The following is a 20,584-nucleotide window of genomic DNA, read 5'->3' as shown; positions in this document are numbered from 1 at the left end:
TTTTCACGGTAGATGATCATGCTAAGATATGAGCAAGAAGCTCTCGCCAGCAGTCTCGCTCACGCGCGAACAGAAAGAGCAGCGGCGGTTGGCCGCTGCTCAGGAGCTTCTGGTGACCGATAAGAGCCAGAGCCAGATCGCTGAGGATCACGGCGTGACGCCGTCGGCCGTTTCCAAGTGGAAAACTACGCTGGAAAAAGAAGGAATAGAGGGGCTCAAAAGCACGACCGATGAAGGGAACCAGGGACCAGATTCTCAACTCGATGACCAAGATCGAGAGCAACTCGTCGAGTTGCTCGAAGAGGGGGCACAAGCTCACGGCTGGGAAACCGATCTCTGGACCTCCAAGCGTGTTGCAACGCTGATTGAGCAGGAGTTTGACATCAATTACACGCCACGCCATTGCTCGCGGATTCTCCGCGAGCTTCAGTACCTCACAAAGCGTCTTCGGCCAACTGCCTCTGACGAGTGAGGTCACTGCTGAAACGGTAGTCGGACCTGGCGTTGACGCTCACTCATAGCCAGTGATACCACGAAACTGTCCGAGTCGGCGGCGGAAAGCCGCCGACACGACAGCGTTGCCACTGCTCAAAGACCCGTCTAGGCCTGTGATTACCGCTCGAACCGATCGTCAGGAGGGCGGTTCGCTGGAATCGACCGCCGAACTGAGAGCGCGTTCCACGCTGCGCGGGTGACCATGCGAATGAATTCTTCGAAGGGCCACCACCAGAGGCGACGCCCGCCCCGGCGGGGCGTCGCCACGTATTCCCAGTGGAGGTACCGCCAGACGTTCTGGACGAGCAGGCTAATCACTACGAACAGCAACCGCCGAGCCTGATCGGTCACTGTCGTGGAAATCAGCGATGACTCTGACAGGCGGTACGTCGCTTCGATCCCGAACCGCTTGCTGTAATGGCGACGAGCTTGTCGCGGTGTGTCGATGAACGGCGCGTCGACGGCGTAGCCGTGACGCGCCACCCCATGGTCGTCGTAGCGCCCCATTCTGTAGGTACAGTCGATCATGACAGGGAATTCGACGGTCCACTCGTGACCGTCGAATTCCGTCGTGAGGTCGTGTTCGCTCTCACGACTCCATCCCTCCGAGAGTTCCTGCTGGATCTCGGTTCCCCATGCGATGACCGGAACCACGTAGGCGCAGTTGTGCGCCTGCATCAGCGTGAGGCACTTCCCATCGTAGAATTCACTATCGACGTACAGCGCTTTGACTTCGAAGTCGAAGTTATCGACGAGCCCAAGAAACTCCGCGAGGACACTGCTGGCGGTGTCGCCGTCGGTGAGACGGCGCACCGCCAGCGTGTAGCGTTTGTTTCGGACCCGGGCGTAGAGTGTTGCGTACGCGTGAAACGCGGTTGTTCCGTCCTTCGCTTCGCTGTAGTAGAGACCGTCTGTTTCGTCTTCGTCACCGTAGTAGGGCCGCAGGTGGAGATCAACGACGATCTCCACCTGCTCGGGGAGTACATCGAGGGTGTACTCTTGGAGAAGCGTGTTGCCAACGGTTTTGACCGTCTCAAGGTCGAATTTCGTTCGGAGGTGATAGAGGATGTCTGTACTGGATGGGCTGTCTTTACTCCGGTCACAGAGCGTGGAGATCGAGGTCCCGTCGGCGGTCGCGCCGACGAGGACCTCGTAGATATCTTCGGGATCGATATCGGCGTTCTCAGCGAGACTCACACCAAATGCGCCAGTGAGCGCGTTGACGAGAAAGTTAAGGAGCTGGTCCTCGTGGATTTCACCGTCTGCTTGCTGCTGTTGTTTGGTCACACTTCAGCAAGCAGACCTCTCAACTAACAGGCTTTGTGAGGTACTGGGTCTGTTTCGGATGGATCATCATCAGCTGCTTCTGCATCTGAGATAATCTGCTGTGGTGTGAGCTCTTGCTTTACCCGCTTGATGATGCCCTCGGGCGTGGTCTGTTCTAAGGTCCGGTCGACGAAGAAGTACAGGACAGTGAAGGATACAATTGCGAGACCGAGCGCCAGGCTGGTTAGAAGTCTCAGAGTGAATGGAGAGACGTGAGTGAATGCGAGAAGACCGATTACGTCGATACCGATTGAGGCAACGAAGATACCGACAGTCTTCTTGTATCCTCCGTCAGATCTGAACAGGTTAGCTAATCGAGTGGAGTACCTAGAGGTGGAGAGCTGGATACCCAGGACGACAACTGAGAAAACGATGGCAAATATGGCTGCTTGGATTGACGCTAACGTGGCAAAGACTTGTTGCCCGTTCGATGAAAGGTCGTAGTGAGACAGTTCCGCTGCTACGATAGAGACTCCTGCTAGGACAGCGAAGATCGCTGGAACCGGCCAACGCAGTGGTTTACCCATCTCATTTGAGACGATGACACGACTTGTCTTATCTACCGGGGGTTGAGAGAGGTTGGCAGAATGTTTCTGACTTTCCTTTGACCACTTTACTGAACCATAATCTACTGGACGGTAAGCACGCCCTCTGTATTGACCGTAACTGGGTCAGAATAAATCACTCGCTAAGGCTTCGACAGAGACAAATCTCACTTGTTACGAATTGCTTTGAGGAACCACTCTCCCCGATCTATATTTCTATTATCCCATTCCCTACGCTGGATTCTGAATAGGTAATTCAGCTCGTGGACTATCCAAGTGACCCAAGAAAGGAGAACGAACACACCGAATAGTAGCTGTATTTTCGGATTCAATTGGTATGATTGGAGGAGGAAAAACAGTCCAGAAAACAGAAGCAGGCCGGAGTATCTCAGAGCGGTGATTTGTAGATGAAATAGAACCACTTTGATGTCGCTAAAGAGTTCCAGAATGAACGTTAGCATCAAGAAACCAGCACAGACCGTCAGGACTCCAATTGTAAGTTCCTGATAGTAGCTCATCTGGTTATCTTCCAGTATAAATTGAATCACCACTAACACGATGGCAAACAGGGCGACAGATTCTGATGCTGTTCTATCAACCACCGACATTGAATCCTCAGAGGAAGGAGCTTCGGTAGTTGATGCTGGATTGATCAGAATCTGAACAGCGGGCACGAATATAAAAGCACCAAGTAAAATGAGATATACCGATCCTATGGAAATCATCTAATTATTCACGGTGTTCAAAGCAGTAGTCGTGTTCCCGACCAATACGATTGTCACAGCCACTTGCCCTGCAAACCCCTTGGAGCATCCGTTTCTCATCATCTGACATTATTCTCGATGTAGGGGGCAGAAATCGTGTTCCCGGCCAATTTGATTGTCGCAACCGGGTTTTGAACAAGTCACATATCGCTTAATTGGCTCTCTATCGTCTCCACTCATACATCAAAGCTGTAAATCTCGATATATCAGTATTGCGGGTGTCAAAGTGAAATAGAAAGCTGAGAAGGTTACCAGATTTGTTCGACTACACACCTTCGAGTATCCGAATCCGAGTGGAGGTACTTCATCGTCGTGACGCTCTGAACCGGGAGTAGTCGCCAAACCAATCACTATCTAAGAGTTCCACAGATTCGCGGGTGTCTATGATTCAGAATTGCTTAGTGGGGCCAGCTGATTCCTCCTCGACCTGCTCGTACATCTCGTCCGGGAACGGGAGGCTGCCCCAGATCGAGTAGGGACATTGGTCCTGGCCGATACAGTAGCGCTGTAGATCGTCGTTATCGCAGTTCATCGGCAACGGGGTGTCGCCGTCGATCGTGTTCGAGAACTCGTAACGGACCTGGTACTCGGTTTCCTGCTCGTCGTACCACGGCCACCGAGAGAAGACGTCCTTGAGATCCGTGACGATTTCGTCGAGGCTGCTGTCCTGATACTGCGGCAGCCACATCACCATCCGCGCGAAGTTGTAGAGGTCCTTCCGGACGGGCTTCTTCTCGTGTAGCCGCTCCTCCATATTCGCCATACAGGGAAGTTCGAAGAGGTCCTCGATCTCCCGGACCTCGATCTGTTCGGCGCCGGTTCCGGCTCGCCCGATTCGGTACGTATTGACGCGCCCGTCGCGATCGATCGTGACGGCCGAGTGTGACTCGTGGTCGGCCAGCGTCTTCGCGAGACTGCTCGGACTCGAGATCCAGTCCGTTACAGAGGATTCCCACTCGTCCTCGGAGTCGTACGCCGTAACCGCTCGATAGAGCTCCTTCGCCGTGTGGAACTCACCCTTTTGCGCCACGTCATCGGGCGCGTCACTCAGGGCTCGTCGGAGGACGCGGATCGTCCGTTCCCCACGGTCCCAGTTCCGCCAGATGCGCTCGTGGTGGCCGGTCTCGAGGAAGCGGTCGATCCGCTCCGTGATCGCCGACTCGTTCGTGGTCAGCCACGTCAGCTGGTCGTCGGAGAGCCCGTCTTCTTGCACCCGCAGGAGCTTCTTGAACGCCCGCTCAGCGTAGTTCCGATACTTGCTGTCGAAATCACCGACCGGGACGTACAGCTTGTTGTCTTTCACTCGCGTCAGTATCTCCCCACTATCCTCACTCCCCGTCGACGCCTCGTCCTCCGCTCGAACGAGACATTTGCGTGACGCCGCCGCCATCGGGATTTCGAGGTACAGGCCCTCCCCGAACTCCGGCATCTCCGTGATACCCGTACAGACTCGACCCGGATGCGGGCCATCCTCACCGGGCTCCTTGCTGTACAGCACGTCGGCGATGTCCTGTTGGAGCGACCCATCGCCGTGGGCCTGAATGAGGGAGGCGAGATTGTTGACGTACAGCTCTCGGATGTCGTAGAGTACCTGGATGTTCCGGGGCGACGCGTGCTCGAACTTCGGGTGCTCTTTCACACAGATCGCACTCAGCGTCGCGAGCACAGCGAGCGTCCCCGGCTCGTCGACGAACGGCTCATCAGCGGCGTCGGCACGAACCTGCTCTTTGAACGCCGCCGTCCCGAACCGTTCGACGTCGTTCACGAGGTCCTCGGGTTGGTCCTCGCCGTCGACGACGTATCGGTTGTAGCCACGTGTAAACAGCTGGTTGATGCGGGTCTCGCCGTACTCCAGCGGGAGTGCCGCAACTCGATACGCCATGTCCTCGTCGTCGGTAGGCGTACTCGGGCTCATTCGTCGATCACCTCGGGTGTCGCCGACCGAACGTCGAATGCCGGGCTCTCGATGGGTTGAACGATGCTACAGACGTCGGCGTGGAGTGAGTAGGGCAGGCGGGCGACCCGCCGGCGGTCGGCCGTCACGACGGGGTCGATGGGGATGTCGTACGTCTCGAGGAGGAGGTCGTTCAACACTTCGCGACTCTGCTCGTCGTATCGGTGCGCCGGGTCGGTATCCAGCAGGTAGACGTGGACCCCCTGCCCGCTGTACACGACCATCGTCTCCTCGGCGTCGAAATCGTCCTCGAAGATATCCCTCAGCTCGAACCCGTACTCGATGGCGCGGTCGATGTCTTCGAAGGCGTACGGATACCCCTCGGGAGCGGCGTCGAGGATACCCGCAGTGTCGAGGAGCGCATCGTCGTCCTGATCATCGACGGCCGCCGACACCATCTCGTCAGCTCGGCCTCGAGCAATCTCTTTCGCGTCGATGTCGACGAGGAGGACCCAGGGTCGTTCCCAGTGATCCAGCGCGTAGTAGACGGCGTCGGGACGTGGGTCCGGTTGTTCCAGCACCTCCGGATCAGCAAGCGCGAACTTGCTCCGCCCCAGCGGGTCGTTGCGAGCGGGGTGTTGAATGAAGTCGACGACGTCCTCGAAGTCGTTGAAATCGGATGTCGTTCGGTCCCCCGACGGATCTGTCTGCCACGTATCCCGCCGGATGAAGTCCTTGGCCGGCACCTCGTCTTTGCGAACCGGGTGGGACTCTCGGAAGGCGATGGCGTACTGTTTCGGACCGGTCGCCGTGATGAATTCCGGCAGGTCGTCCAGATAGCGGGGGAACTCCTCGGCGTAGTAGGCGTAAATCTCCTCGCGGGTCGCCTGTCGCCAGGTCATTGGTTGAGTTCTTGGTCGAGATTTTTGAAGCCCCGAACGGTGGTCAGGCCCGCAGCATCGAAGTCGTCGACGGCGTCTCTGATGGTCGCGAACGACCGTGCCGCCCGCCCGCTGACCCGCTCGCCTATCCGATCGGCGTCGGCAAGGCTATCCAGGACGTCGAGCGCCGTCTCGCGATTGTTGAAGGCCCAGATTGCGTCGGCGTCCACCGCGCTGAGTTTGTCGTAATCCTCGACCGGGGCGTGCCGGTTGTTACTCGCGAGCTCTGCTTCTCCGGCCCAGACAAGCTCGCCGTCCTCGTCGAAGCCGGCCACGTCCAGTACCGTGCCGTCGTCGCTTTCGTAGTACGGCTCCACACGAACGACGTCGTCCTGCTGGTGGACCCACAGTTCGAGGAGTCGGACGCCAACCTTGTGTGGCGTTTTCTCGCCGAGATCGCCCGCTCCTGGTCCCGCCTTCAATTCTCTCCCCAGGAGGTCTCGACCGTCCGGGAGGACGGTGTAGTACTTGCGCCCGGCAGCGGAGTCCGCTTCCAGGAGATCCTGCTCTGTGAGCCGCTCCATATGGAGGTCGTCGTATTCGTCCCGAAGCTGGCTCATCCTGTCCAGTAGCGTGTACTCGTCGTCCTCTCTGTTCATCACGTCGAGAACCCGATTCAGGAACCGGACGTCGTCACGGCTGAGCCCGCGTTGGCGGAGTTCGTCATCGGGAACGGGTACGCTGCTTTCCTGGACGGGCGTTGCCCCGTTCTTCGGCTCCGCTGTTTGGTCACCAGCTGATTCCTCGTCCGCCTCGGTGGCCTGCCCGAACAGGGGGCTCATCGCTGCCTCGTCTGCATCTGGGTCGCTGTCCGTCTCGGTCGGCGTGGTCGACGTCGACGCATCTTCGGTCGTCGATTTGCTGATGAACGCGGATTGCGTCGGGTCCGTTCCTGAGTCGCCGTCGGTAGCCGAGCCCGTCGTCTCGGCCCCCGAACTCCCCCAGCCAGTCTCTTCCGGAGCAGTGCTCGACTCAGTCGGCTCTGTTAGCCCGTACTGGGCCTGTGTCCGCTCGACCATCCGTGGCCGGGACACGGACTCGAAATGGTCTTCCTGGGGTTCTGTGAGCGGCTGGTCGCTTTCTGGATGCCCCGCTGCAATCGGAAGCGGCTTCAACGAAAACGGCGGCGGACCAGTCTCCCCGAAGGACGGGCTCGGGAGCTGCGCAATCCACTCGCCGCTCGGAAGCGTGTTGATCCGGTTGCGGAGTTCGGTCGGGCTGAGGTCCTCGTGGGCAAGCGACTCCGCGAGGTCGCGCTCGATCGAGATGTTGCCGATGAGCTTCGTCTTGATGTTGTTCAGCACCTCGTCGTAGGCCCGCTCGTTCCGGTTCCGCACCTGTTCGGGGAACTGCATCACGAGTCCCATACTCAGCCCGAACGATCGGCCCTGCGGCAGTAGCTGCTCGGAGACGAGCTTTGTCGACGCGACCGGCGCCGCCTCCTCGATGATGAGGTTTGTGAGCTTCTCGTAGTCGGTCTGACCGTCGCGACGGCGCACCTGAACGGCGTCCCAGAGGTTGCTCAACAGCAGGAGTGTGATCGCTCGCTGTGCCTCCGGCCGAAGGTCGCCGAGGTCGAAGATGATGGTCGCGTCTTCATCGAGGAACTCGCGGAAGTCGAAGCGGTTGTCGACGTACTCGTCGGCGTCGTTCTGCTCGGGGACGTGGCTGAAGATCCGGCGGAGATGCGCGTCCTCTTTGAGCTTGTCGAGGCGGTTCCCGACGGCGTCCATCGACACCTGGAACTGGTGGTTGTCCTTCGCGAAGTGGCGCGTCAGTGATTCCTCGATGTTCTGGTTGTCCGCCGAGACCAGGGGAATCGTCTGGTCGCGCTGCATCCGGAGCGCGGCGGCGAAGAGGTCGTCCAGGCCGAACACGTCGCTCCCGTACTCCTCGTCGAACAGCGCCTTAATCAGGTAGCTGAGGATCTCGTTCGCGACGAACGCCTGCCCGTACTGCTCGCGGCCCATAATCATCCGGAGGATGTCGTGGAAGTGGTCGACCTTGTCCTGAATCGCGTCCTCGCGGTTCCGACCCGCCTCGAGCGCAGGCCGGATGTCGAAGAAGGAGAACGCGGGGATTGACTCTGGGACGCGGAAGTGGTAGACGTCGTCGAGGCCACTGAACCGCTCGTAGTGGCAGCGCAGGTAGTTCTCACACATTCCGTCCCCCTTCGGGTCGACGAGGACGACGGGGCCACCCGTCGTCTCGCGGAGCGAGAGCGCGTCGTTGATGATGGCCTTCGACTTCCCGCCACCAGTCGACGCGAACCGCCCGTAATGCGTCGGCAACAGGTCCGGCGGGATCCGAATGGGGTCCGGCCGTGGCTCACCATTCTCGTCGAGCGCGTAGCCGATGGCCATCCCGTCCTGGAACTGCTGGATCAGATCCGGATTGGGCCACGGGAGCGGGTTCCGACTCTGCTGTTCGGCCCTCGTACCCCGCGTTCCTTCGACGGTCAACTGTTCGGAGGAGGGGACGAGGACGAAGTTCGCGAGCTCCGTCCCACAGAGGACCAGCTCGGGGCGGGTCTTCCCCCGGCCCGTCGTCAACTCGCGATTGAGGAGGCGCTGGAGAGCGGCCCGTGCCTTCTTCCCCTTCGTTTTCTCACGGAAGCCGCTGTCCCGGAGGCGTTGCCCCTCGACCTCGTAGAACGGTCCATCAAGCGGGTCGAACACGGGGAGGAGCGAGTCCATCCGGCCATCGAGGTCGTCGCGGGTATCGTCGGTGGGGACGCCGACGGCCCGGATGTTGACCGTGAACGACCGTTTGGCGTTCTTCGCATCGATGTACTCGATCCGCTTCTCGACGGCCTCGCTGAGCTGCCGGTCGTCCTGGTCGCTCCGTTGCTCCTCGACCTCGAGCAACGACCCGACGACCTCCTGGAAGAACGTGTCGCGGCCGTCGACGAGGTCCTCTTTCCGTACCTCCGCGTCGGACTGCCAGCTGGCACGCCGTTGGAAAACCACCTGGAAGGCGGTCGGCGCCCTCGCCTCCATCAGATGGTCGATCAGCGACGCCAGCGCCGCGCCGGATTCGTCGACGGACGAGAGATCGCCGCTCGTTTCCTCTGTCGTGAACGGCGTCAGCAAGGTCATCCAGTCCTGCTTCCGCGACGCGGCGCCACACCACCGGACACCGAGCGGCGAGACAGCGTTTTGTGCCGGGCGAGCCAGAATCGTTCCCCCCGGTGTCATCGTCGGCTTCTCGATGGCCCGTCGCTCTTCGTTGTCGTCTGGAAGTGCATCGGGCGGCGCTAGTTCCAGGGCCGAGTCCCCGACAGTCACGTGATGATCGGGGACGCTCGTGGCTGCCGTACCGCCGTCGACAACGGGGTCTGCTTCGGCTGCCTCGGAGTCCATTGATTCCTCGTTGACGATATCGTACTGTTCTGTCGGGTCAAACTCGTACTGCAGCCGCCCGGCCTGGTAGTGGTCGACGAATTCCTGCGGTGTGAACTCGACTGGCTGAATGAGCCGGGCAGCGACGTCGACGTCGACGCGCTCGATGTCGAACGTGGCTGGATAGATGGAGCGGAGGCGTTTCTCAACCGTATCGAGGTGGGCGTCGGCCCCGTAGAAGAACTCCACCGGGTCGTCGGGGCCATCACTGATCGCGAGGAACTCGAATCGGAGTGGTGTCTCACTGTGGAGTGGGTTCAGCTTCGCCCCGAGGCCCGACGAGCCGGGCGTGGTCAGTTTGTGGAGGCTGTCGAGGACTCGGGGAATGCTCTCCGGGTCAAGTCGCTCTGATGTCGGCGTGACGCGCAGGTACTCAGCCATCGTTGGTCTCCTCCGTTGACCCGCCGTCTGGCTCAGCTTCGACGGCGTCTGATTCCTCGTTCAGTTCGCTCGTTTCGTTCGTTCCGTTCGTTGCTTGGTGTTCGAGCTCTTCCTGGAACTCCTGCATCTCGGTATCGACGGCGTCGTCGCCGGCGCCGGGCAGCGAGGACCGAACTTGGGAGGTCGGATCGAAGTCGATGACCTGCTTCTCCTTGGGCATCGCTTTGACCTGAATGCCGCGCCACTCGCCGTCGACGCCCACCAGCGCCTCGGAGAAGCCGGCGTCCTCGTTGCCCGGCACGGCGTCCTGGACGAACCGCATCTGCGCGTAGTTCAACCCGAACTCGTCGGCCCACTCCTCGTCCATCCCGTCGAGGCGGTGGAACTGCTTGACCGCACACTGATCCAGAATCGCCTCGCTTTCGGCGTGCTCGAAGAACTCGTCAACGGTCTGCGTGACCAGCCGGATCGAGAGGTCGTGGTGCCGGTGGTGGCGGAACACCGTCTCAAGAAACGCCAGGCTTGCGGCGTCCTGCATGATGTACCGCGCCTCGTCGATGTAGAACACGACCTCCTTCTCCGAGACTTTCGCCCGCTCGTACACCAGTGAGATAAGCAACTGCATCGTCAGCGCCGTGCTGCTGTCGACGCTGCCCTCCTGCTGGGCGAGGTCGAGGTAGATGACCTTCTCGTCACGGATGTCGAAGTCCGATTCTTGGCCCAGGTTGGCGTGGCGACCGTCGTCCTCGAAGGGGCGAAGCTGGTCGAGGAGCCACGTCGCGTCCTCCTTGATTTTCCCCGCCTCCTCGTCGGACCGGACGACGAATTCCTCAGGGTCGTTGACCATCTCCTCGAAGACGTCCATCATATCCTGAATCGTCGGGCTCGGGTTGCCATGCGTGGAGATGTCGTCGGTGATGCCGTTTCGCTTGTACGCCCGCTTGAGCCCGAGTTCCAGCGTCGTCCGGCGGTCGCCCAGCGAGATGCCGCGGAGCGCGAAGAAGTTCGTGAGGAAGCTCATCGCGTCATCGAGCTTCTCGTTGAACGGACTGGCGTCCTCACCCATCGCTCGCTGGACGTGCTCCGGCGTCTCGCGGATTTCCAAGGGGTTGAGGCCGAGCGTCCCACCGACGGTGATCCGTTTGGCGTCGAGCGCTTCCGAGACGCCGGCCCAGTTGTTCAGCGGTTCGAGGATGATGCCGATTCGGTCCTTGCTCTGCTCGATGGACCGGATGAAGTTCTGCTTGGAACTGAACGACTTCCCCGACCCCGTGTCGCCGACGGTGAACATCGCGTAGCCGTTATCCCGTGCGAACGGGTCGATGACGACCGGGCTCTGGTTGTCCTTGTGAATCCCGAACTCGACCCCGCCTTTCTCGAGGATCGTCGCGTTGTGCGGCGAGGACAGCAAGGCGCCGACGGCGCCGCCGAGCGCAATCGATGTCCGGCCGAATTCGTTGTCGCCGATGGGCGCGGCGGACTGGAGGGCGAGATCCTGCCGACAGATCGCCGTCTTCGGCGTGAGGTTCGCCGGGTCGTCACGGAGCGCACTTTTGACTTTCTGGACGGCGTCGCGGAGTTCCTCCTTCTCGTCGGCCCGAACGGTGATGAACATCCCTTGATCGAAGACGCTCGCACCGTTCTCGACAGCCCTGTACGTCGCTGCAGCCTCGTTGGCCCGTTCCTGTAGGTAGGCACTCCGCACGCTCTGTTCGAGGTCAGCGTCCACCTGAAGGTCGTCAGCGATATCCTGCAGTTCGTTCCGCGCCCGCTCTTGGTTCTTCGGCGTGATGTGGGCCGTCAGGTCGAACTGCACGTCCGTCATCTCGAAGAGCTCGGAGAGGTAGCCGTCGTTGGGGTAGTCCGGATAGTCAGCGATGTATAGCGTCGTCGTCCACTGCTCGCCGACCCGTGCTGCGCGCGTCTCCCACTCGATCGCCGCCGGCGCCGTCACCGTCTTGTGTGACTCGGCGATGTCGTCGAGGAGCTGGCGTTCGGCCGCGCCCTGTTCGATGGTCTCCTCGTCGAGCAGATCCGAGAACTCGACCTCTTCCTCGTCGTCTTCGGTGTACCAGTCCCAGAAGAGTTTCCCGCCGATGCCGACCAGTACCACGAGCAGGATGTAGAGGGCCGCACCTTCAGCTGAGGTCGGATTCGTGAGCCACTCTGTGAGCTGGCCGACGGCTCCGCTGCCCGTCTGGAGGACGAGGTTACGCATCGTAGTCATCCTCCCGGCGCGAGTGGCCGATGATGGGTTGTTCGCGAACGACGCTCTCTGTGTCCTCATAATCGTGTTCGCGGCCGTTCCAGAAGTCCATATTCAACACGAAGAGTTCGACCGTGCTGAGCCGGCGTGCGGACCACCCTGAGGCCTGCTGGATGAATTCCGAGCGCACGTCGTTGACCCGACTGTCGAGCTTCTCGAACATCTGTGCACGGCGCTCGACGTCGGTGAGGTCCTCGCGGCGGGTCACGAACGGGTTGAACAGGAACCCGATGACGGGGAACTGCGTCAGCTTCTCGGCCGGCGTCCCCTCGTCGCGGAAGCGGTCGTAGACCTCCAGCGGGGTGACCTCGACGCCGATGTAGTACCGCACCTGCTGGATACCCCGCTCGCGCATCTCCTTTGGCCGCGTCTCCCGATACTCCTCGAGGAGTTCCTGGAAGATCGGATTTTCTTTGACGTCCTCGTCGTTCAGGCGGTCTTCGATGTTCTCCGTGATCTGTTCGACCGGGAATGAGCGGGTCGTGGCGTGGAGTTTAAGTTTCGAGTCCAGTTCCTTGTTGGCGAACTCTTCGCCGGCGTCCTGGAGCTGTGCCCAGTCGTCGGACATCGCGAAGTCCATGTTGCCGGGGTCGATCTCGATGAACGCCTCCATCGTGCCGTCGGCGCGCTGGATCGCGCCAGCACCCGGCCACGCCCGCTCGATGTTCGTGAGGTCCTGGGTCCGCTCGTCGGGCTTGAACGGTGTGTAGTTCGCGAGCCCGCCCTCGTTGCGCTCTGTCTCGTTGGTACTACTGTCGGCTTCCTCCGGCGCGCTGAAGGTGATCTGGGGGCGCTTGACGTAGCGATAGACGTCTTTCGTCCACGTCCACGCGTTGAGGTGGTCGGGCGAGACGTAGACGATCGCAACGCCGAACCCGAAGCCACCTGCGACGAACGGCAGGGCGAGTGATTCGATGCCGGTGAGGCCAGCGATGAACAGGCCGACGATCGGGAAGGCGATCAGGACGCCGACGTCGCCTTCCTCGATGTTGAGGTAAGGTATGCGACTCTCCTCACCGAACTGGTCCATGATGCGCCGTGCGGCTGCGTCTTCGTCGAGCGACATCGTCAGTGGATCCCCCTATCAAATTCCATTCCGCGTTCCTCACCCGCTGTCTCCGACGTAGTACCACCAGGGTCGTTCTCGGTGCGTCGGTACGAGGGCGTACTATCTCCATCTGCTCCATGACCACCCCGAGCAGCAGCTTTCTGTGCGATAGCATGGCCGGCTGCGGCTTTCGGCCCCCACCGAGCAGCGGTCGTCGCGACGCCAGCGCCGCCGATGTAAGCCCCAGCGGCCACGCCGCCGATGAGGGCCGCTCCCTTCGTCGCACCGCCGAGAACCTTCGCCGTCAGCGGGGTCGCGTATTTGAACGTCTTCCACGTGACATAGAGCGCGACGAGAGGAAGTGAAGACGCGACGAGGTACTTGAGGAACGCTGTTCCCGGCGTCAACGTCCCTCCAGAGTAGAGTAGGTCGTATCCTTTGAGGACTATCGCCGCAGGCAGGGGTAGGATGGCCAATGGGACGAACCGTTTGCTGAACCCCATCGCGACACCAGAGAGGACAGGAATGTTGCCATAGGCGACGGCGAACGCGATGGGCATCCCGTACAGGTAGACGTAGAGGAGAATCTGCCGGATGTAGAACAGCGCTTCCAGTGCCCACATCGAAATTCCTCCGATAAGAGCAAAGAGGAGACCAAGACCGGGGTTGGTAATCGACCCCGTTATGAACTGTAACATAGCAGAGCCCAGCGAGGACAGCTCCGGCATCAGGGCAATCGTGAACCCATCAACAAGGTAGAGCGCGAGCGCCCCAATCCAGTACCAGGTAATAATCAGAAAGGCTCCGACCCAGGCAGTCTTCTTGGTCTTCCGAGCCTCGTACGCACTCCCGATATTGAAGATGCGGATGGTGTGTCGTCCCTGAACGCTCATCACAAGTAGCAGCAGAGAAATCAACATGATCTCGCCGCCGATGAGCCCTTCTTGGATTGCTGGCCAAGGGGCGTTACTTGGTTCTCCGAAAATGAACGTCCCGTCAGTCTGGGGAGTCGGAGTGCCAAACATCTCTTCGGTCAGCGTCTGATACCCCGACTGAAGCCCGTCCATGAACAGACCGATGAACCAATCGACGACGTCTTTGAAGCCCTCGAGAACGACGTCTATCAGGTCCACCATCGTTAGGCCTCCGTGATTGAAACCTCGCAGTCACTCATCTCCGTGGATCCGGAGTACTGTACATCAAAGGATTCCGACACCTGGTCGCCGCCAACCTGGGTTCGGACTGTGACAGTGAACTGGCCGCTGTTCCCGTCCGGGGAGCACCCCATTCCCTCCTCAGATTCGGACCCAAACGGGAACGAACCACTGAACAGGTCGGTAGTTTCTCCCGGCGAGATCACCACCTGCTCGGTTTCATACATCCCGCTACCTCGGGGATCTTCAACCGGGTTTGGAACATCACCGGAGAAAATTAACTCAACAACCGCTTCTGGTCCGCTTCCGGTGTTTTCGACGGTGACGTACGCTTCCCCGTTCTTTAGCCGATCCGTCTCGGTATCTCCGTAGACTTCGTCCCACGGCTTCTCAGGGTTATTCCGGTAAAGACCGACCTCTTGAATTCCAATTTCCGGCTGAATCAGTGAGGAACTCTCAGCTAGCGTTTCTTCACCGCTGAGAGCCACGACAGTATACTCTCCAGGCTCATAGGAAGTTCCGATCTCGAAAGAGACCTGTTGTGACCCAGCAGCGGTTTCTCGTTGACCGAACAGCTCCCCATTCGGCTGGACGAGGTTGATCTGGTCGACTCCCTCCTCTGAGGAGTATTCAACGACGAGTTCTGTCCCCTCTACAGTGACTTGCTGGATGACTCCTCCTTCATCAGACGGTGTTGAGTTCCCGCCACCTGGGGAATCGCCGTTGTTGAGGCATCCGGCCACGCTCACGAGAGCGGCGCCGGCAACTGTTCGGAGGGCGGTCCGTCTACTGAGGTGGGGATTGTCCTGAGTCATGGTTTCTGTCCGAAGATGTCTTCTGGGCCGAGCATCCGCAGGAGGCGCTTGCCAGCGTAGAACATCACGAAGAACGGCAGGAGCTGCCAGCCGACCTCGAATACCAGCGTAAACCAGCCGTCAATCGTCCCGAGTGGGTGCCAGCGGGCCGTCGCGGTATCGCTCACGTACGCAGGATCGTGACCGAGCCACGAGCCAGGGTGGTACCGAACCGTGTAGATGCCCGGTTCGTCGATGGTTACAATCGCCACCCCTGAGGCGTTGGTCTCGACGCTCTGATCCGCGACCGTGATGTACCCGTTTCGGGTAGTGCCGCGGATTGGATATTGACGGCTATCGTCGAGCGTGATCGGCACACCAGTTTGATTGTCCCGCAGTTCGACCCTGAGCGTCGCTTGGGACTGATTCTGTTGGATGACTTCAACAGTGAGATTGCTGCGGCGGAGCTGTCGCTCGGAGCCGGCGTCCGGCTCGACGATTGACGCATTCACGCCCCGGACGATTCCCGCAACGTGCAGCGCCTCTCGATCGACGTTCTCGGCTCGAACAGCGACGCCGTACGTCGTCGTATACGACTGGTTGACGATGTCGATATTGATGTTCTCACCGATGGTGCCGACCGGAGACGGGCGGTCAGTCCCCCAAGTCTCGATGAGTTTCGGCCCGTCTCGAACCGGCTCGGCACGCGGCCCGATCCGCGAGGGATAGGCATGGACGTACACCGGCATCGCATCCGACTGTACGGTCGCACTAGCAGTCCGATTCGACCGAACGAGCGTGTCCCAGCTGGTGTCCCGAGCGGTGTAGAACCGCCAGATGCCACGGACCCGTGCCTCACCGTCCTCCGTGAGCGTGTACCCCTGCCACGGCCGCGACTGGAAGATGGCCACGCCGGCGTCGCCGTTCGGATACTCGGCGTAGTAGGGGTACGCCGAGAGGTCGTAGATCTCGACGGCGATCGAATCGGAGACGTTCCGTGTTTCCGTCCGGTAGGTGACGTCGACGTCCGTCCGGTTACCCTGGTCGGTCCTGACGGTCTTCTTCAGCCTGACGCTAATCTCCACTTCCAGTGTGAGATTCGCACTCCAGTCGTCCTCGATCTGGTAGTTGAGGGCAGGCGTATGGGTCCCGTCACGCTCGGCGATGGTCTCACCGTTCTTCTTCAACCGGACTTCTTCGATCTCGTGTTCCGTGAGCGACCACGAGATAGTCGTGTTGCCGGAGGAGTCCCCTTTGGGTACGCGAACGCGGTAATCGACGAACCCGCGCATCGTCCCATTCGGCGCGATGTAGAGTGGGGTTTCACCGGACTCGAGGTGTCCACGAGTAGAGGGCTGGACCGCGAAGATCGTTGTGTGAGCATCTTCGATGAAGACGCCGTCCTCGAGGTCCGCGTGTGGCGGATGCACGGACGTATCTGGGCCGCCGGCGTCGAGGTCCTCGAAGTCGTTCCGCGTCCACGTCGCCGCGGTCGCGGGCGGCCGTTTGAACGTAACGTCCGTCCCGTTGGCGACCTGATGGACAGCGGAGCGATTCTCACCGTACTGCTGGCGGTACTCTTCTTGCGTGACGTAGTTGTCCGCATCACGTGTCCACAACGTTGCCGACTCATTCTCGGTGAGCCCGTTTCCCTCCGTGCCTGGTCGCGGCGGGTCAGCGGCGACGATACCCGTAACTATGCTCGTCGCGAGCAAGCCGGCCATGAGTACGGAGAGTTCTCGATGGGTCATAGACTTGCAACGGGGACTGTGGGGTGGTTACCAGGGGACGAGGTCGACGCATTGCGCCAGGGGGAGGCTCATCATCGACCCAGCGACAGTGTACATCGGGCCGAGGACGACAAGGACGACCGCGGACTTCATCGCAGAGCGCTTGTGCCGCTTGAGCCCTTTCTTTTGCTCAGGATTCAGGGTGAACATCTCGATCAGGGAGTCAGCTTGCCAGACGATGGCGAGGCCGACGATCCCCAGCGCGGTGGTCAGCTGGAAGAACCCCTCAATCATACTCGGGAGGTTGTCCGCGCTACAGACCGCGTTACTCTGTGCGGCGGCCGGCTGGACAGCGAACAGGCTCAGGAGGACGACAGTGAGCGCTGCCTGACGAGGGATTTTCCCGGTCAGCAGTGACTCGTTTTCAGTGCTACACTCAGGGTCGGAGGGAGTCTGGTCCTGTGACATAGCGAGCTAATCATCTGCGTCATCCCCAGCCGTTTGCTGGCTTTGCTGGGTTTCTACAAGCGACTGGAGATCAGCGAAGCGGTTGGTGTTTTCAGCGACTTCTTCGAGTGTGTAGCCCTGTTCGCGGGCCCGTTCGAGGAGGTCACGGAGTTCATCAGGGTTGACGCCACGAACGTCCATCTCCTCACGGAGGGCACGGCGATAGAGGGCGGAGGCGTTGATATGGCCGTTCCACATCAGGTACAGATCATCGATATCCTCGATGGTGACTGACCTCGTAATCATACATGCGGGTATGGGTAAGCACCGGCTGAGTGCCGGTACATGTTTGCTTAATATCCTGATGCTTAATAAATATTTTCTGGTAACTAATTGAGGATACAGCTAACCCAAACTATTAGCCATTCAATATCCGGTGCGCGCTCCACAGACGACGGCCAAATTCACCACAGACTACGAAAAAAGCACCTTCGGGTGACGACCCGCTATAAGATTAGAACCTACACCCCACGAAGCTGGACCGTCTTCATGTCGCTGGCTTTCGCACATCAGCGGCGTCTTCGAATAGTTCCATGACTCTCTGATTGAGCGATTATTGGTACTCGTCGAGACGTGGTGTATGCCCGTACAGGCGCACCAACTACGGTGACACCTCGTGGAAGGCATTCCATTAACAGCCTTCTACCAATTGGTCAACGTGGTCCTAAAAACTATACTCGCGGAGACAGCCTACTGTCCTCGGTCAATATAAAATAACTAACCCGATTGACCTGATCCTGTGGGTAGGTTCGGGTCTATCATTGAGATCTTTTTTGTGGGATCAATTCGTCGATGAAGGTGGTGAGAAGGTCGTCAGGCTCATATTCGAAATTATCCGCTGGTGGTTCCCAGAGTTCGACAGTAAACGCCGTCGCGTTTGTGGCATGTCCCTCAGTAGCTCTAACAATGAGAACTGCGCTTCGATAGATCACGACCGTCTTATCATCATCGACATCGAGATATTCGATTGCGGCTTCATCAAGTGCAACTCGGAGGTCTGCCGGTTCATCTAACGTACAGCGTTGTACCGGCTCGTCCTCACTTGTCATACTAACTACTACCAGACGTTTGTACAAGTACCTCTGGATATTATACCCGACTGGTGGGTGATTACACCACCTTGCAAGTGTTACTCATGCCCCTCTCGTTTACTGAATAAGGATTTGAGCGATTCAAGTTGATCTTCGCGGTCCTCAAGTTCAGTTTCGATGTCTGCGAGTTTGCGCTCGATTTCCTCACGCCGGTTCTGGTGTTGTTTAGCCCCGCGCTGAGTAGCTTTCAGGTCATCAAGGTCGGACTTGACCTCGTTAAGTTCCTGCATCAAGTCCTGCCGGCGTTCTCGGAGACGTTCAACAGTATCCTCAATCTTGCCGCGTTCGATCATCGAGCCACACGTACATAACGTGACTTCGCCGTCACCGTCAACAAGCAGTTCGTCAGTTGGTGAGCCGCTCGACTCAGACTGCTCGGCCACATCGAGCGTCTCGAGGACCCCATAGTCTTCTTTTGCCAGTCGTTTTTCGTTGTACTGGATTAGGCTCTGGAGATCCGATATCTGGGAGTTCAGCGTTTGACGCGTTTCTCGGAGCTGTTCGGTTTCGGTTTCGAGGTGTTGGTGATCACCCATCGGCGTCTCGGGCAGGTCTGCCAGTTCGGCTTCGAGATCACTACGCTCCTGTTTGAGTAACGTGATACTCTGAGTTTATGTCTCAACTTGGCTTCGCGTCGATTCAATCTCTGAGCGCGTTGTACAGAGTTTAACGAGATTCGCCCCTAACTAGCTCTGTTTCTGCTTCTATATCCCCTATATTTCGGCCCTATATCTTTATTTTTCTTTTTTCTGCTCAAATTCGTCTTTTAATCCTTTATATGGTTCTATACCTGTGGTTTGTATTGTTCAAATTCAGTTATTTCTGAGTGGTGACCATCTATATCGGATGATTTGTAATTAGTACTCTCTCTTTCTTCTGATACGGGAATTTTTTATATAGTCGATATCGACAGGTCGCATGATATTCTCGCGTAGGTCGTCAAGCGACAGACTGATGCGCTTCGTTTGCCTCGAGGAGGAACACGAAGAGTTTCGCACCTTCGGACTCGTAGAGGGAGCCGCCCCATCGAAGGTGATCAAATTAATTGCGCGGGTGAACGTCCGTTTGTAGATATCTCAATGGAAATTAAAAGAGTTGAAGCGAGTGCTGTGTTGAATAGCACCCCCTGAGCCACGGTGAAGCGACACCGATTTTGAAACCAACGGCATCAACCTCTAACGAGCCGACTGAAATTTTGAGTGTATAGACCAGCACCGCTATTCAACACGGTAGAAGCGAGATAACGAGTAAATCAGGATCTAAATCGCCGTATTGGGGACGTTTTGCTGGTTACTTAGCTAGTCCAAGACGCATCTACATTAGGCGATTTCCGATGTTACCTCGTCCAGTCGTTCTTCTGAAAAGACCGTCTCCTTCCAGTCTGAGACGAAGATGTCCTGCTTGGTCTGCTCGATCGCTTCTTGTGCCCCGTCTGAAAACGGAAAGTCGGTGAATCCGAAGACGATCCCGAGTTCGACTCTGAAGTGACCAAACAGGAAGTCTTTCGCTGCCTGCTCGGGGACGCCGATGTCGACCGCGTGCTCGTGGGCCTCACGGATAGCGTACAGACAGGACCCAAGGACCATTTCGACGAGTGCGGGCTCCAAGACGACCATCTGCTCCGTGGTGAGTTCGTGGGCCCGCCGTACCGGCGCATAGATGTCCCGGGCGAAAGCCTCTCCACGGTCGTAGTCTTCATTGGGGCCCTGATGGAGGGCACAGACAATGTCCTGTTCCTCGCGTCCTTGCCCTCCGAACCAGTCCGGGTTGTCGCCACTCAGGCTCGAATTTGCATCTACGATAGATGGGTGTGCTGGGTGTGTGATGAAGTATGAGATGTCCGCTCGCTCGTATAATTTCCCGGCGTATGCCGCCGCCGGGTCCAACAAAACGACCATGCTCCCGCGGTCCATCTGTGGGACCACGTCCTCCGAGACGGTTCCAATGAGGTCGTCGGGTACGGCCAACACGACGATATCTGCTCCGTCGAGGGCTTCGTTTTCGGGAGTTGCTGAAAGACCGCGCTCGGCGAGGCGCTCGCGGCCGCTGTCGCTTGGCTCCACGTACCGTACGTCGTACCGATCGTAGTCTTTCAGTTGGTCAGTGATCCGACATCCCATTTTGCCGCCGGCTCCAAAGAGTGCTACGCTGACAGTCATGACTCAGGCACTAGTCGACTTTACGATACACACCACAATAAATCCCCGGAAAATCGGCCCCTCAAAGTTTCAAACCCCCCTTCTCTTC

The 20,584-nt window shown here is 58.8% G+C and carries 17 protein-coding genes; 1 reads left to right on the top strand and 16 read right to left on the bottom strand.

Annotated features, from left to right (window positions below; genetic code table 11):
- Window positions 1-28: 28 nt before the first annotated feature.
- Complete coding sequence (locus Har1129_RS08980) at window positions 29-472, top strand: helix-turn-helix domain-containing protein (protein ID WP_151100348.1); 444 nt, start codon at window positions 29-31, stop codon at window positions 470-472.
- Between the two features lie 140 nt (window positions 473-612).
- Here the strand turns inward: Har1129_RS08980 and Har1129_RS08975 are convergent, their stop codons facing one another.
- The 16 genes from Har1129_RS08975 to Har1129_RS08900 form a co-directional block, all read right to left on the bottom strand.
- Entirely contained in the window at window positions 613-1,782 is a 1,170-nt protein-coding gene (locus Har1129_RS08975) for an ISH3 family transposase (protein ID WP_151100262.1), read from the bottom strand.
- A gap of 23 nt (window positions 1,783-1,805) precedes the next feature.
- Window positions 1,806-2,348, bottom strand: a complete 543-nt coding sequence (locus tag Har1129_RS08970; RefSeq protein WP_151100347.1) for a DUF2254 family protein — start codon at window positions 2,346-2,348, stop codon at window positions 1,806-1,808.
- A 185-nt stretch (window positions 2,349-2,533) separates the two neighbouring features.
- The gene (locus Har1129_RS08965; protein ID WP_151100346.1) at window positions 2,534-3,091 is read right to left on the bottom strand and encodes a hypothetical protein; all 558 of its coding nucleotides are present in this window, start codon (window positions 3,089-3,091) and stop codon (window positions 2,534-2,536) included.
- A gap of 427 nt (window positions 3,092-3,518) precedes the next feature.
- Window positions 3,519-5,045, bottom strand: coding sequence for a primase-associated protein (locus tag Har1129_RS08960; RefSeq protein ID WP_151100345.1), 1,527 nt, complete (start codon window positions 5,043-5,045; stop codon window positions 3,519-3,521).
- Complete coding sequence (locus Har1129_RS08955; protein WP_151100344.1) at window positions 5,042-5,926, bottom strand: DNA primase; 885 nt, start codon at window positions 5,924-5,926, stop codon at window positions 5,042-5,044. The genes Har1129_RS08960 and Har1129_RS08955 overlap by 4 nt, the downstream gene beginning before the upstream one ends.
- A complete protein-coding gene (locus Har1129_RS08950; RefSeq protein WP_151100343.1) occupies window positions 5,923-9,747 on the bottom strand; it encodes an ATP-binding protein in 3,825 nt (1,274 codons plus the stop codon). The genes Har1129_RS08955 and Har1129_RS08950 overlap by 4 nt, the downstream gene beginning before the upstream one ends.
- Window positions 9,740-11,974 carry a VirB4 family type IV secretion system protein gene (locus Har1129_RS08945; RefSeq protein ID WP_191906264.1) on the bottom strand — a complete coding sequence of 745 codons (2,235 nt, stop codon included), beginning with the start codon at window positions 11,972-11,974 and terminating at the stop codon, window positions 9,740-9,742. The genes Har1129_RS08950 and Har1129_RS08945 overlap by 8 nt, the downstream gene beginning before the upstream one ends.
- A complete protein-coding gene (locus Har1129_RS08940; RefSeq protein WP_151100341.1) occupies window positions 11,958-13,079 on the bottom strand; it encodes a hypothetical protein in 1,122 nt (373 codons plus the stop codon). The genes Har1129_RS08945 and Har1129_RS08940 overlap by 17 nt, the downstream gene beginning before the upstream one ends.
- A gap of 2 nt (window positions 13,080-13,081) precedes the next feature.
- Window positions 13,082-14,197: a hypothetical protein gene (locus Har1129_RS08935; RefSeq protein WP_151100340.1), complete on the bottom strand. Its 1,116-nt coding sequence runs from the start codon at window positions 14,195-14,197 to the stop codon at window positions 13,082-13,084.
- Between the two features lie 2 nt (window positions 14,198-14,199).
- Window positions 14,200-15,030: a hypothetical protein gene (locus Har1129_RS08930; RefSeq protein WP_151100339.1), complete on the bottom strand. Its 831-nt coding sequence runs from the start codon at window positions 15,028-15,030 to the stop codon at window positions 14,200-14,202.
- Complete coding sequence (locus Har1129_RS08925) at window positions 15,027-16,760, bottom strand: hypothetical protein (RefSeq protein ID WP_191906265.1); 1,734 nt, start codon at window positions 16,758-16,760, stop codon at window positions 15,027-15,029. Before Har1129_RS08925 ends, Har1129_RS08930 begins: the two co-directional genes overlap by 4 nt.
- A gap of 27 nt (window positions 16,761-16,787) precedes the next feature.
- Window positions 16,788-17,207 carry a hypothetical protein gene (locus tag Har1129_RS08920; RefSeq protein WP_151100338.1) on the bottom strand — a complete coding sequence of 140 codons (420 nt, stop codon included), beginning with the start codon at window positions 17,205-17,207 and terminating at the stop codon, window positions 16,788-16,790.
- Between the two features lie 6 nt (window positions 17,208-17,213).
- Window positions 17,214-17,492: a hypothetical protein gene (locus Har1129_RS08915; RefSeq protein WP_151100337.1), complete on the bottom strand. Its 279-nt coding sequence runs from the start codon at window positions 17,490-17,492 to the stop codon at window positions 17,214-17,216.
- Between the two features lie 512 nt (window positions 17,493-18,004).
- On the bottom strand, window positions 18,005-18,295 hold the full coding sequence (locus tag Har1129_RS08910) for a hypothetical protein (protein ID WP_151100336.1): 291 nt from the start codon (window positions 18,293-18,295) through the stop codon (window positions 18,005-18,007).
- 80 nt (window positions 18,296-18,375) lie between these two features.
- On the bottom strand, window positions 18,376-18,873 hold the full coding sequence (locus Har1129_RS08905; protein ID WP_151100335.1) for a hypothetical protein: 498 nt from the start codon (window positions 18,871-18,873) through the stop codon (window positions 18,376-18,378).
- Between the two features lie 783 nt (window positions 18,874-19,656).
- Window positions 19,657-20,496, bottom strand: a complete 840-nt coding sequence (locus Har1129_RS08900) for a phosphogluconate dehydrogenase C-terminal domain-containing protein (RefSeq protein ID WP_151100334.1) — start codon at window positions 20,494-20,496, stop codon at window positions 19,657-19,659.
- Between the last annotated feature and the right edge of the window lie 88 nt (window positions 20,497-20,584).

Origin of the sequence: Haloarcula sp. CBA1129, assembly GCF_008729015.1 — an archaeon.
Taxonomy (GTDB): domain Archaea; phylum Halobacteriota; class Halobacteria; order Halobacteriales; family Haloarculaceae; genus Haloarcula.
This window is presented reverse-complemented; position numbering and strand designations above follow the sequence as displayed.

Bases quoted from the DNA above. Each gene is read 5' to 3' on its own strand.
- Har1129_RS08980 (WP_151100348.1), top strand. From the start codon at position 29: ATGAGCAAGAAGCTCTCGCCAGCAGTCTCGCTCACGCGCGAACAGAAA.
- Har1129_RS08970 (WP_151100347.1), bottom strand. From the start codon at position 2,348: ATGGGTAAACCACTGCGTTGGCCGGTTCCAGCGATCTTCGCTGTCCTA.
- Har1129_RS08965 (WP_151100346.1), bottom strand. From the start codon at position 3,091: ATGATTTCCATAGGATCGGTATATCTCATTTTACTTGGTGCTTTTATA.
- Har1129_RS08960 (WP_151100345.1), bottom strand. From the start codon at position 5,045: ATGAGCCCGAGTACGCCTACCGACGACGAGGACATGGCGTATCGAGTT.
- Har1129_RS08955 (WP_151100344.1), bottom strand. From the start codon at position 5,926: ATGACCTGGCGACAGGCGACCCGCGAGGAGATTTACGCCTACTACGCC.
- Har1129_RS08950 (WP_151100343.1), bottom strand. From the start codon at position 9,747: ATGGCTGAGTACCTGCGCGTCACGCCGACATCAGAGCGACTTGACCCG.
- Har1129_RS08945 (WP_191906264.1), bottom strand. From the start codon at position 11,974: ATGACTACGATGCGTAACCTCGTCCTCCAGACGGGCAGCGGAGCCGTC.
- Har1129_RS08940 (WP_151100341.1), bottom strand. From the start codon at position 13,079: ATGTCGCTCGACGAAGACGCAGCCGCACGGCGCATCATGGACCAGTTC.
- Har1129_RS08935 (WP_151100340.1), bottom strand. From the start codon at position 14,197: ATGGTGGACCTGATAGACGTCGTTCTCGAGGGCTTCAAAGACGTCGTC.
- Har1129_RS08930 (WP_151100339.1), bottom strand. From the start codon at position 15,030: ATGACTCAGGACAATCCCCACCTCAGTAGACGGACCGCCCTCCGAACA.
- Har1129_RS08925 (WP_191906265.1), bottom strand. From the start codon at position 16,760: ATGACCCATCGAGAACTCTCCGTACTCATGGCCGGCTTGCTCGCGACG.
- Har1129_RS08920 (WP_151100338.1), bottom strand. From the start codon at position 17,207: ATGTCACAGGACCAGACTCCCTCCGACCCTGAGTGTAGCACTGAAAAC.
- Har1129_RS08915 (WP_151100337.1), bottom strand. From the start codon at position 17,492: ATGATTACGAGGTCAGTCACCATCGAGGATATCGATGATCTGTACCTG.
- Har1129_RS08910 (WP_151100336.1), bottom strand. From the start codon at position 18,295: ATGACAAGTGAGGACGAGCCGGTACAACGCTGTACGTTAGATGAACCG.
- Har1129_RS08905 (WP_151100335.1), bottom strand. From the start codon at position 18,873: ATGGGTGATCACCAACACCTCGAAACCGAAACCGAACAGCTCCGAGAA.
- Har1129_RS08900 (WP_151100334.1), bottom strand. From the start codon at position 20,496: ATGACTGTCAGCGTAGCACTCTTTGGAGCCGGCGGCAAAATGGGATGT.